This is a genomic window from Microcoleus sp. B7-D4 (genome assembly GCF_036705125.1).
Taxonomy (GTDB): Bacteria; Cyanobacteriota; Cyanobacteriia; order Cyanobacteriales; family Microcoleaceae; genus Microcoleus.
The window spans coordinates 26,990-39,028 of the sequence record NZ_JAUBTT010000006.1; the positions used below are offsets into that span (position 1 = coordinate 26,990).

Genomic DNA, 12,039 nt, shown 5'->3' on the forward strand with positions numbered 1-12,039 from the left:
AAAATAGGTTTAGCCGCAATATAGCAATCCTAAATCATTTGCATAATTATTGTAGGGGCAATCCCCCCGTGGTTGCCCGATAGATAGGGGGTAGCCACGGGGAGTAGGGGTAGCACTACCCCTACAAATTTATCTGAATCATTTAGGAGTGCAATACTACGGTTAACTCGCCTGTACTAAAGAGCGTACTGCTAACACTTCATCTGCTCGCAGAGGTTCCACATCTGAAGGAGAAACAGCCACAACTAAAATCGATTCTCCTAAAGCATTAAATATTTCTAGAACGCAGCCATCATCTTCGCCTTCCCTTGGATGAGGTACCCGATCGACTAGCATGGCTACATCACCTTTTTTTAGCTGATATAGCGGCATATCCCGACACAATGCTACACGCTGGTAAAGTTCAAGTTTCACGTCGAGACTCCTTTTTGGGTTTGAGAGTAAGCTGTCGGGCATCTAAGTTGTCAGTCCGGGACGCAATTGTCATAATTAGTAAGGTGCGTCGCTGCGATATTTTAGATTTTTTTGAGGATTTTTGATGGCGACGCACCCTACAGCTCCTTTATAATTCTCACTTTAAAAACCTACAATCTAATTAAGAATTTCCCCCAATTTGAATATCCCTCACTCGCACCGGCACACAAGCGTGAGTCATTTGAGCAACCTGCATCGGCTCGCCCTTTCCGCATATATTAGTACCGCACTGAACCAGCTCCGACGCCGGCCCTATCGCATCTATTTGATTCCAGAAATCAGTAGTCATCGCCTGATAAGTTACATCCTTCAACATACCGACAACCTTACCTTTTTCCACCTTCCAAAAAGCATCGCCGCCGAATTGAAAATTGCGCCGCTGCTGGTCAATCGAATAACTACCCATACCGTCGATTAAAATCCCGTCTTCCGTATCAGCAATCATCTGGGCCAAAGTAGCAGTATGGCTGCCGCCATCCGGGCCCGGCTCCAATCCCAAATTGGGAATTCTCACCATCGGCACGCTAGACCAACTGTCAGCGTAAGCAGAACCGTTGCTGCTACCGCGTCCGAGGCGATAAGCCGTCTCTCTGTCAGTGAGATAATCAACTAAAATTCCATCCTTGACAACGTACCACTCTTGTGATTTTACGCCCTCATCATCGTAACCCATTGTACCGCGGCCACCTGGTTGAGTGCGATCGCACTTAAAATTCACCCAAGGTGCAGCGTATTGCAGTTTATTTAACTTATCAGTAGTAGCAAAGCTCGTGCCAGCAAAATTAGATTCGTAGCCGTAAACCCGGTCTAATTCAGTTGGATGACCGACAGATTCGTGGATTGTCAAAAACAAATTTGTCGGCTTAAGAATCAGGGATTTGCAAATACCAGCCGGGACTGTGGGAGCGCTGACTTTCTCAATAGCTTCGGCGGCAACTCTTTCGACTTGACTCAACAAATCATCTGGATTAATATGTTCGTAACCGATATTCAGCGGCGGGCGTTCGTAACTGCGACTTTGGGCATCGCCGCCCGCAATTGCCGTACAGTCAAAACCCGGATAGCTGCGGTAGATTGTTTGTTCGATTAGCGAGCCTTCTGTGGAAGCAAAAACCTTGTCTTCGCGGCTGGACTGCAAAAAAGAAGAAGCTTTTTTGATGCCTTGTGCGCCGTGTGCTAGTAGCTTCTCGTTGATAGTTAGCAGCAGTTCGGCTTTGTCAGCAACGGGTACAGAAAAAGGATCAATGGTGATGGGAGTAATGTAGGTATCGACATATTTTTCGACAGGCACTAACCGCACCGGTTCCTTCTGAGTTAGGCGGCTGCCTTTAGCAATTTCTACAGCCAAAGCGACTATTCTTGCAACCTCTGCGGGTGTTTTGCTGTGACTGGCGGCAAACCCCCAAGCGCCGTCTAGAAGCACCCGCACGCCAAAACCGGAACTTACATTATCTGACAGTTGACTTAAAGATCGATCGCGCGCGTAAAGATTCTGCCTTCGATAAGTGCAAAAACGCACATCACCGTACTCGCAACCTGTTTTCCGAATCAAATCTACAGCCAAATTTGCTAACTCGTTAGCAGAGATTTTTGCAGTTAATTGCACCATAGTTATTCGTCATTCGTCATTAGTTGTTAATTATTATAACATATTTGAATAAACCGCGAAGACGCGAAGGACGCGAAGGAAGGAAAGAGAGAGGTCTTTATCATATCGTTTACGGTTGTTTCGGAATGATTAAACCGCAGAGGGCGCAGAGACCGCAGAGGAAGAAAAGAGATAAATTAATAATTCCAATGCCAACGAATTTGAGATCATTTCTAAGTAGACTTTTTACCTGAAAACATCTTTTTCTTTCTCTTCCTTCGCGTCCTTCGCGTCTTCGCGGTTCGTTTAATCTTACTCCATTTCCTGCAAAACCCCTGTCAAAATTTCCACAAGGCGATCGATATGTTCCTTCTCAATAATCAACGGTGGCGACAAAGCAATAATATCACCAGTAGTCCGAATTAGCAAACCTTTTTCATAGCACTGCAAGAAACAATCAAAAGCCCGTTTCCCCGGCTTCCCAGCAATAGATTCCAACTCAATACCCGCCACCAGTCCCAGATTGCGGACATCAATTACGTGCCGCACCCCCTTCAAAGAATGCACCGCATCTTCCCAGTAACCAGCCATCTTATCGGCTCGTTCAAATAACCTTTCTTCCTCATAAATATCCAGCGTCGCCAAAGCAGCCGCACAAGCCAGAGGATGACCAGAATAAGTATAACCGTGAAAAAGCTCGATCGCATTTTCAGGAGCATTCATAAAAGCATCATAAATGCCTTCTTTCACAAACACCGCCCCCATCGGCACCGTACCGTTAGTTATCCCTTTCGCCGCCGTCACAATATCGGGAACCACCCCAAAATATTCCGTTGCAAAACTGGAACCTAAACGCCCGAATCCGGTAATTACCTCATCAAAAATCAGCAGAATTCCGTACTTGTCGCAAATCGCCCGCAGCCGCTCCAAATAACCTTTCGGGGGAATCAAAACACCTGTAGAACCAGCCACCGGTTCGACAATTACCGCTGCTATATTAGACGCATCGTGCAAAGCGACAATCCGCTCCAATTCATCCGCCAAATGCGCTCCCCATTCCGGTTGTTTGCGGCTGAAAGCATTGTGTTCGAGATTGTGAGTGTGAGGCAAATGATCGACTCCCGTCAGCAAACTGCCAAAAAACTTGCGGTTTGTACCGATACCGCCGACAGAAATTCCCCCAAAACCAACGCCGTGATAGCCGCGTTCCCTCCCGATCAATCTTTGGCGAGTTCCTTCACCTTTTACCCGGTGATAAGCAATGGCAATTTTTAACGCTGTTTCTACAGATTCCGAACCCGAATTAGTAAAGAAAACGCGATCGAAATTGCCCGGAATCATCTTTACCAAACGTTCCGCCAATTCAAAAGCACCCGGATGTCCCATCTGAAAAGCCGGAGAGTAATCCAAACGCAAAACCTGCTGTTTAACTGCTTCGGCAATTGTCTCGCGGGCGTGCCCTGCATTGACGCACCACAGCCCCGCAGTACCATCCAAAATTGAGCGGTTATCATCGCTTGTAAAGTGCATATCTTTTGCCGAAACCAATATTCGCGGATTCGCTTTAAACTGTCGGTTGGCGGTGAACGGCATCCAGTAAGCGTCCATATTTGTCATGTTTTTTTATCCTTTTATATTGATGCTTCTGCTTCCCAAATATAACTCAATACGGTTCCGATCAAACGGCGGTTGAAACCGCGTCTATACAAACAAAACCCGCCGACGCGGGTTGAAGATCGGAGGGCGGTTGAAATTACCTTATTTTCTTCAGTCCGCGGAGGCGGACTTCCTTTGTGTAGACACGGTTTCAACCGCCGTCTCATCTTAATTCACGATCGCATCTTAATTCACGATCGCACCGACAGACTCATGCTGCAACAAACCGGTCAGCATTTTCACAGGCCGCTCCCCGTAGGGCCAGGCGAAAGCATGGCGGAAAGCTGCATCTTGACACGCTTGCAATTGCCGAAAATCAATGATATCCAAAGTTAACAAATTCTCGTACTCGAAAGGCAATCGCACGTTGTGCAATCCCGCGTTGTCGGTACAAATGGCAATATCGACACCAGCTTCAAAACATCGATCGAACACAACCTTCAATTCGCGCATATCCTGCAACGTCCCCGTTTTGAGATAGGTAGTTGGGCAAACCTCCAAGCATTGACCCCTGCGCGCGACTTCTGGCAGCAGTTCGGGATATTTTAACGGAATTTGAATCCCGTGGCCGATACGCATCAGATAAGGCAGAAGTTCGGGATAACAGCCAGAGGTAGTTTCGTAGAGGTGGCCGGTAGTTTTGATGCCGATCGACCTCGCGTACTGGTACAATCCGACAAACTCATCCAAACGATCGCCTATACAATCATCGCCGCCAGCAAGATCGATCGCACAAACATATTCTCCCATCCCGGCCGCCAAATCTACGATCGCCCGATTCACTTCATAAGGCAAACGCGAGTGCATACACAAAATTTGGCTGGTAACAATCGGACAATCGCTAATTTGACTTGCCTTGCCCACAACCTGTACAATTTCTGCCATCAAATCAATGCGTTCTGACTGATTCAAATGTTCTGGAGTCCGCAAATAAGGCGTATAGCGCAACTCCAAATAAGCCAGATTTTCAAACACGTAAGCGCCCCGCATCAACCGATAGATGAAATAAGGCAACGTCTCAACAGTTTGAACGCTTTCTACCAGCGTGTGCAGTTCCAAATACTCATTGAGAGTATTGCGCGGACGAGTGTAAAACTCCTCAAACTCCGAGTATTTCGGAAATCGATTAACCATCTCAGCATTGTGGCGATCGAAATACCGCCACAGCACCCTAGGAACGACAGAACCACCCAGATGGCGGTGCAACTCAGCGTGTAAAGTCATGCGATTTTAGATTTTAGATTTTAGATTTTAGATTGAAAGAATTGAAGGATTGAAGAATTGAAGGATTGAAGAATTGAAGGATTGAAGAATTTGTAATTTAGTCCTATACGCATCAGTGGTCAGAAACCGGGTTTTCCCAAATACTAGCCAACAACCTCCAGCCGGTAAACTCTTCCACATTTAAGCTGCACATGGGATTCCCCTAAAAACTCGTCAAATCCTCACCCATTCTTCCCCTCTCCTACTCTCCCTTCCCAGTCCCCCGATAGGGCTGGAAGTTGGTTTTTGAGAGCAATACAGCCTCAAGTCTCTCAATTGTAACAAAAATTTATTTGACATTTCGGACGCATTCGTACATAATCGGAGATTGTGTCAACCTGAACAGAACGCGAGAAACCCTTGGCTAACGTAGTTGTAATCGGCGCCCAGTGGGGCGATGAAGGAAAAGGCAAAATTACCGATTTGCTCAGCAAATCCGCAGATATCGTTGTCCGCTACCAAGGGGGCGTCAACGCGGGTCACACCGTGGTAGTCAACGGTCAGACTTTCAAGCTGCACTTAATTCCGTCTGGGATTCTCTACCCTGATAAAGAGTGTATTATCGGCTGCGGCACGGTCATCGACCCTAAAGTTTTAATTGCAGAGTTAGATCAGCTAGAGGCACTGAATATTTCGACAGCCTCCCTGATGATTTCGGAGACGGCTCACGTAACGATGCCCTATCATCGATTAATTGATGTAGCATCGGAAACGCAGCGGGGAAATTATAAAATCGGGACGACGGGACGCGGCATCGGCCCTACTTACGCCGACAAGTCGGAACGTACCGGCATTCGGATGCTCGATTTAATGGACTTGGATGGGTTGCAAGAACAATTGGAATGGACGATTAATTGTAAAAATGTCCTTCTTGAAAAACTCTACAATTTGCCGCCTTTAAATCCGCAAGACGTAATTGATGAATATCGAGTTTATGCGGAACGTTTGCGGCCGCACGTAGTTGATAGTTCCCTGAAGATTTATGAGGGAATTTACAAGCGGAAAAATATTCTGTTTGAAGGCGCGCAAGGCACTTTATTAGACTTAGACCACGGTACTTATCCTTACGTTACTTCCAGCAATCCCATCGCTGGCGGTGCTTGTGTGGGAACCGGAGTCGGCCCAACAGCGATCGATCGCGTAATTGGTGTAGCAAAAGCTTATACAACCCGCGTCGGCGAAGGCCCCTTCCCTACCGAAATGGTAGATGGAATTGGCGCAATTTTGGGCGATCGGGGTGCAGAATTCGGCACGACAACCGGCCGCAAACGTCGCTGCGGTTGGTTCGACGCGGTAATCGGCCGCTACGCAGTCCGCATCAACGGCCTTGACTGTCTGGCAATTACCAAACTAGATGTGTTGGATGAATTAGAAGAAATAAAAGTTTGCGTTGCTTACGAAATTGACGGCGAAAAATGTGTTGATTTCCCGAAAAGTTCCCGAATCTTTGCTCGGTGCCAACCTATTTACGAAACCCTTCCCGGTTGGAAACAGTCTACGGAAGAGTGCCGGAATTTGGAAGATTTGCCGCAGCAAGCTTTGAATTATCTGAAGTTTTTGGCAGACTTGATGGAAGTGCCGATCGCGATCGTTTCTCTCGGTGCCAGCCGCGACCAAACTATTATTGTAGAAGACCCGATTCACGGCCCGAAACGCGCTTTGCTCTCTGCTGACGGTACGCCTGTAGCAGCACACTCGTAATCATTGGTCTAAACTTAACGTCAAACCCAGTCAGAGACTGCTGTTTGACTATTAAATCTAGATCCCCCCGGCGCCAAGGGCGGGCACGGGGGCACCGCCCCTACGAAGGGGGGGACAAGACTCTTCTCAAAGTCAACCCCTAGTCCCCTTATTAATGGGGAGTAGGGGGTATGCGAGGGGGATCTAGACTACAATAAAAGTGAGATTTATCAAAGATTTTAGCCTTAAGTTGACACTAATGACTTGTAATATTTTCCCGAAAGTAAGTTGTTAAATCAGGAAGGTCAAGAGGAAAGCTAATGTTAGATTTTATTTTTTATGCCTTCAAAACCGAACTGTCACCACACTATGTCGAAATGTCTGAAGAGGTTTACGAGTGGTTGGCAAAATCAGAATTTTCCAAAATTGGCAAATCAGTTCCCAGAAATATTTTGATACATGAAGAAGAGGAGAAGCTACCTGTAGTTGAGTTAGATCGAGATATTCGCCAGAAGCTCAGAAATTTTTTCCGAGATGCAATTATCTGCGAAAGCGATACCGTCCTCACCAAGCTGGGAGATTCCCCTCTCAAAGAAGAGTATCAAACAGCAACCTACCGTTTGAGGAAATTGCTGGACTTGCTAAAATGTGTTGAAAACGAAGATTATCAGTATCTTCAGCGAGTCGTTTGAACGAGTTTCTCGATGTTTAGTAGCAGGAGTAATCCCAATGTTTGACATCAGTTTTTATTCAGCAAATGGTGAACCGTCCGATAGTGTAAGAATAACAGCAGCTACTTACGAATGGTTAGCAAAATCAGCATTTTCAAAAATAGGTGGCGAATCAGTCGAAACCCAAATTTACCTAGATGAAGAAAATGTAATTCTGCCTCTAGTTGAATTAAATCAAGATATTCGCCAGCAGTTCAAGAAAATTTTCAGCGAAGCAATCATCAGTGAAAGCGATGCAGTTCTTACTAAGCTTGGTGATTACCCTTCAAAAGAAGAGTATCAATCAGGAACGTACCGTCTCAGAAAAATGCTGGAATTGCTGAAGTGTGTGGAAAACGAAAATTATCAATACCTTCAGCGAATTTAATCGGGACTTACGCAACTGGTTCAATTCGTAGGGTGCGTCAGTTGATAAGACCTAAATTTTTTGTCATAAACTCAATACTGACGCACCATACAAGCTAGTTAAAGTGTGACCGTTGACCTGAGTCTGATTAATGTTCGATCGCAATATCACAATTCTGGTAAAATGTGAAAACAATCAACAGAAAGTCAGAAAATGGAACTCGCAGTAGAATGTCAAAAGCGGGCAGAAGGCAGCAAACCTAACGCCCTCCGCCGCTCTGGATTGATTCCCGCCGTCCTCTACGGGCACAAAGGCTCTGAATCCATTTCCCTTACCATCAAAGCCAAAACAGTTGAACACCTGCTCAAAAAGCACGTAGTCAACAATACCCTAATTGACCTCAGCATTCCCGACCTCTCTTGGAGCGGAAAAACCTTGCTCCGGGAAGTTCAAGTTCATCCTTGGAAGGGCTATCCTTACCACCTGAGCTTTTTCTCCGTCGCAACTCAAGACAGTCTGGAAGTTGAAGTGTCGCTGAATTTTGTCGGCGAACCCGTCGGCGTCAAGTTAGAAGGCGGCATTTTGGATACTGTACTGACGCAACTCGCAGTTAAGTGCAAACCTGACAGCATTCCTGAAGCAATTGAAGTAGATATTTCTCATTTAAAGGTTGGGGATGCGCTGCACATTCACGAATTAGTTTTGCCTGCAGGAGTGGTAGCTCTCGGCGAACCAGATCAGGTGGTTGTTAGCGTGCTGGGAATTCAAGCAGGTTCTGAAGCCGAAGACGCAGAAGCAGACGCAGCAGCAGCTTAATTAGTAATTGCTAATAGTTGTTAACTAATGGTTGCAAAAAAAGGGCGATCGCTTTCTCCCAAAAGGGCGATCGTTTTTTGCTAAAAAGGCTATTCTAATTTGGGTTCGATCGCACATCTTGCACCATTGTCAATTAGCCTTTTATGAACAGGCAAGATGCCTGTTCCACAAATAGTGAATGACTTTCTTGTGGGGAGTAGGGGTTGGGCTCCTAGCCCGGCGCTAAAAAGCCTATAGAAAAGGGTGCAATCTCCCTTGCCCCGTCCACAAGAAAGCATCTTACAACTGAGATGTTGCACTATTCTCAATTTCTTGTGGAACAGGCAAGATGCCTGTTCCACAAGAAAATTCATCTCTTGTGGAACGGGCATCTTGCCCGTTTAGGAACAGGCAAGATGCCTGTTCCACAAGAAAATTCATCTCTTGTGGAACGGGCATCTTGCCCGTTCTTGAGAATGGTGCAAGATGTGAGTTACAAGCAAGAACCGGCAGTGTTTACTTTTCTTTACAACACGGGCGATCGACTCTTTAGCTACAAAAGTCTGGACTGGCGCGCAAATCCGCCAGAAACCGTACTGATTCTTACATATTTAGCCGTAAAATCAAAAAATCAGCCGACAATTCCGGTTCCTCGCCAGCACCGAGAGTCAAAAAAATTAAGAATTGGGGGAACAAGCCCGCTACTCTTAGTGTCAAACGCGAGTATAATTGTGAAACGTTTTGACTACCCTATTTAATTCCTGCCTCTGGAGCCGCCGCCCATATGCCATCAACAGTGAATACAGAATCAACAGCGGTTCAATTTAACCAACAGGGAGAAACATACTTATCCCAAGGAAAAATAGAAGAAGCGATCGCCTCCTGCGAGCAAGCTTTGAAGATTCACCCCAATTTTGCACCAGCTTACAAGACTTTGGGCAACGCGCTGCAAGCTCAAGGCAGGATGGAAGAGGCGCGGCACTGGTACGCTAAAGCGATTGAAATAGAACCGAATTTTGCGGAAGTATATGCGAATTTGGGCAGCCTGGGCGCGCAGCAGCAAAAATGGCAGGAGGCGATCGGATTTTATCAAAAGGCGATCGCGATTAAGCCGAATTTCGCGGGAGTGTACCGGAATTTAGCCAAAGTATTCGGACAAATTGGAAAAGCGGAAGAAGCCCAGCAGTGCTGGTATCAAGCATTTAGTTTGGAACCGGAAAAAGTAGCGCCGGGGGAACACTTGAATATGGGCGACGCTTTTTTTCGGCAGGAAAAATTCCCCGAAGCGATCGCCTGTTACGATCGCGCCATAAAATTAAATCCTAATGTGGCTACTGCTTACCAAAATTTGGGCGAAGCGCTCAAAAAACAAGGCAAGTTAGAGGAAGCGACAGCATATTATCGCAAAGCTATTGAACTGAACGCAGCTAATGCGAGAAACGGCAGCGAGGGACAGGAAACTTTGGCGGGTGCAAATGGAACAAACGGTGCAGTTAAGCAACAGCCTTCTGTAACCGCAGTCAAGCCACCAGTGCAGCAGGCAGTGCAGCAGGCAGTTAAGCCGCCAGTTCAGCAGGCAGTTAATTCTACAATTAATATAGAAGATCCAGAAGCATACAAAATATTGGCAGAAGGCTATTTTGCTCAGGGTAAATTGGAACAGGCGATCGCAGCTTGCAAGAAGGCGCTACAAATTAAGCCGGAAGCGCCGCTTTACAAAATGCTGGGCAACGCCCTGCAAGCTGGCGGCAAAATTGAGGAAGCTAAAAGTTGCTATGTCAAAGCAATAGAAATTAACCCTAATTTTGCCGAAGCTTACGCTAATTACGGCAGCATTTGCGCGCAGCAGGAACAGTGGCAGCAAGCGGTTTCTGCTTACGAAAAGGCGATCGCGCTGAAACCGGATTTTGCAGGTGCTTTCCGCAATTTTGCGAAACTTTTGACGCAGTTAGGCAAGTCGGAGGAGGCGGCTGAGGCTTGGTATCGGGCTTTTGCGATAGACCCCAAATCCGGCACGGCTGAGGAACACGAGAATTTAGCCAAAACTTTGATCGAGCAAGGTAAGGTAGATAAGGGAATTGAGTGTTACCGGCGCGCGGTTGAGTTGAATCCAAATGCGGGCGCAGCTTATCACGAATTAGGCGAAATTCTTAAGGGGCAAGAACAGTGGGAAGCGGCGGTAGATGCTTACACTAATGCCATTAGAAACAATCCCGATCTTTCTTGGTCGCACAACAATTTAGCTGAGTCGCTGGTCAAGTTGGAACGCTGGGAGGAAGCTGTAAATGCTTACCGCAAGGCGATCGAATTAAATCCTGATTTTAGCTGGTCTCACAACAATTTAGCCGATGTGTTGCTGAAGCTGGAACGGTGGGAAGAAGCTGTAGAGTCTTACCGGAAAGCAACAGAGTTAAATCCTGATTTCAGTTGGTCGCACAACTATTTAGCAGACGCGCTGATTAAACTGGGAAGGTGGGAGGAGGCAATTTCGGCTTACCAAAGGTCGATCGAACTCAATCCTGACCATTTTTGGGCGCACAACAATTTAGCCGAAGCGCTGGTGAATTTGGAACGGTGGGATGAGGCGGTTGTTGCGTACCGGCGTGCTAACGAAGTTAATCCGAATTTCTTCTGGTCGCAGAGCAAATTGGGGGACGTGCTGCTAGAAATGGAAAGGTGGGAGGAAGCGATCGATGTTTACCGACGCGCGGCCGAGTTAAATCCTGATTTTCCGTGGACTTATTACAACATGGGAACGGCTTTTGAGAAGTTGGAACGGTGGGATGAGTCGATCGCCGCTTACCGCCGTGCTGCGGAGATTCAGGCTGATTTGCCGTGGCTTTCGCAAAAGTTGGCTGATGCTTTGAGGATGCGATCGCAGTGGGATTTGCGGGATGCGATGCGTTTGTACAGAAAGGCGATTCAGGGGAATCCTGATGACGTGCAGTTGTATCACAAGGCGCTGGAGATTGCGCCGAATGATGCTGACCTTTATGTTGAGTTGGCTAATGCTTTGGTGCGGAAGAATTGGTCGGATGGGGCGATCGTCTTTTATCAGATGGCGTTGCAAGTAAATCCCGAATGCGGTGAGGCGCACTTGCAGTTGGGGTTGATTTTCGCGCAAAAGAATGATAAAGAGCGGGCGATGGCTTGTTACCGCTACGCTATTGAGGTTCAACCAAATGAGTATAAACCTTACCAATTGTTAGGCGATGCTTTGAGTGCAAAAGGTCAGCGGGAGGAAGCGATGAACTGTTACCGCCGCGCGCTCGAGTTAAAACCTGATGATCCGTATATCCACAACAATTTAGGGGATATGCTGCGACATCAAGGAGATGTGGAGGGAGCGATCGCTTGTTACCGCCGCGCCATAGAGCTTAAGCCTGATTTCTCTTGGTTCCACTATAATTTAGGGGAAGTTCTAACGAAGAAAGGGCAAATTGATGAAGCGAGTTCTTGTTACCGTCACGCCTTAGAGTTAGAACCAAAAATTTTCTAATTTACCC

The 12,039-nt window shown here is 46.8% G+C and carries 10 protein-coding genes; 6 read left to right on the plus strand and 4 right to left on the minus strand.

Annotation, left to right across the window (positions count from 1 at the left end):
- Positions 1-162: 162 nt before the first annotated feature.
- The 4 genes from QUB12_RS03525 to QUB12_RS03540 form a co-directional block, all read right to left on the minus strand.
- Positions 163-456: a DUF4926 domain-containing protein gene (locus QUB12_RS03525; RefSeq protein WP_333300488.1), complete on the minus strand. Its 294-nt coding sequence runs from the start codon at positions 454-456 to the stop codon at positions 163-165.
- 139 nt (positions 457-595) lie between these two features.
- Positions 596-2,083, minus strand: coding sequence for a TldD/PmbA family protein (locus tag QUB12_RS03530; protein ID WP_333144871.1), 1,488 nt, complete (start codon positions 2,081-2,083; stop codon positions 596-598).
- A 291-nt stretch (positions 2,084-2,374) separates the two neighbouring features.
- Entirely contained in the window at positions 2,375-3,679 is a 1,305-nt protein-coding gene (locus QUB12_RS03535; protein ID WP_333036696.1) for an aspartate aminotransferase family protein, read from the minus strand.
- A gap of 225 nt (positions 3,680-3,904) precedes the next feature.
- The gene (locus QUB12_RS03540; RefSeq protein ID WP_333144869.1) at positions 3,905-4,942 is read right to left on the minus strand and encodes an adenosine deaminase; all 1,038 of its coding nucleotides are present in this window, start codon (positions 4,940-4,942) and stop codon (positions 3,905-3,907) included.
- A 399-nt stretch (positions 4,943-5,341) separates the two neighbouring features.
- On the opposite strand from QUB12_RS03540, the gene QUB12_RS03545 reads away from it, so the two are divergent.
- The 6 genes from QUB12_RS03545 (at position 5,342) to QUB12_RS03570 (ending at position 12,032) form a co-directional block, all read left to right on the plus strand.
- Positions 5,342-6,682, plus strand: a complete 1,341-nt coding sequence (locus QUB12_RS03545) for an adenylosuccinate synthase (RefSeq protein WP_333144868.1) — start codon at positions 5,342-5,344, stop codon at positions 6,680-6,682.
- 299 nt (positions 6,683-6,981) lie between these two features.
- Positions 6,982-7,353: a hypothetical protein gene (locus QUB12_RS03550; protein ID WP_333144867.1), complete on the plus strand. Its 372-nt coding sequence runs from the start codon at positions 6,982-6,984 to the stop codon at positions 7,351-7,353.
- A 37-nt stretch (positions 7,354-7,390) separates the two neighbouring features.
- A complete protein-coding gene (locus QUB12_RS03555; RefSeq protein WP_333144866.1) occupies positions 7,391-7,759 on the plus strand; it encodes a hypothetical protein in 369 nt (122 codons plus the stop codon).
- 192 nt (positions 7,760-7,951) lie between these two features.
- Complete coding sequence (locus QUB12_RS03560; RefSeq protein WP_333144865.1) at positions 7,952-8,554, plus strand: 50S ribosomal protein L25/general stress protein Ctc; 603 nt, start codon at positions 7,952-7,954, stop codon at positions 8,552-8,554.
- A gap of 395 nt (positions 8,555-8,949) precedes the next feature.
- A complete protein-coding gene (locus QUB12_RS03565; protein ID WP_333144863.1) occupies positions 8,950-9,291 on the plus strand; it encodes a hypothetical protein in 342 nt (113 codons plus the stop codon).
- A gap of 26 nt (positions 9,292-9,317) precedes the next feature.
- Positions 9,318-12,032, plus strand: a complete 2,715-nt coding sequence (locus QUB12_RS03570; protein ID WP_333144862.1) for a tetratricopeptide repeat protein — start codon at positions 9,318-9,320, stop codon at positions 12,030-12,032.
- Positions 12,033-12,039: the final 7 nt, after the last annotated feature.

Coding starts and splice junctions, on each gene's coding strand:
- QUB12_RS03525 (WP_333300488.1), bottom strand. CDS start 456: ATGCCCGACAGCTTACTCTCAAACCCAAAAAGGAGTCTCGACGTGAAA.
- QUB12_RS03530 (WP_333144871.1), bottom strand. CDS start 2,083: ATGGTGCAATTAACTGCAAAAATCTCTGCTAACGAGTTAGCAAATTTG.
- QUB12_RS03535 (WP_333036696.1), bottom strand. CDS start 3,679: ATGACAAATATGGACGCTTACTGGATGCCGTTCACCGCCAACCGACAG.
- QUB12_RS03540 (WP_333144869.1), bottom strand. CDS start 4,942: ATGACTTTACACGCTGAGTTGCACCGCCATCTGGGTGGTTCTGTCGTT.
- QUB12_RS03550 (WP_333144867.1), top strand. CDS start 6,982: ATGTTAGATTTTATTTTTTATGCCTTCAAAACCGAACTGTCACCACAC.
- QUB12_RS03555 (WP_333144866.1), top strand. CDS start 7,391: ATGTTTGACATCAGTTTTTATTCAGCAAATGGTGAACCGTCCGATAGT.
- QUB12_RS03560 (WP_333144865.1), top strand. CDS start 7,952: ATGGAACTCGCAGTAGAATGTCAAAAGCGGGCAGAAGGCAGCAAACCT.
- QUB12_RS03565 (WP_333144863.1), top strand. CDS start 8,950: ATGCCTGTTCCACAAGAAAATTCATCTCTTGTGGAACGGGCATCTTGC.
- QUB12_RS03570 (WP_333144862.1), top strand. CDS start 9,318: ATGCCATCAACAGTGAATACAGAATCAACAGCGGTTCAATTTAACCAA.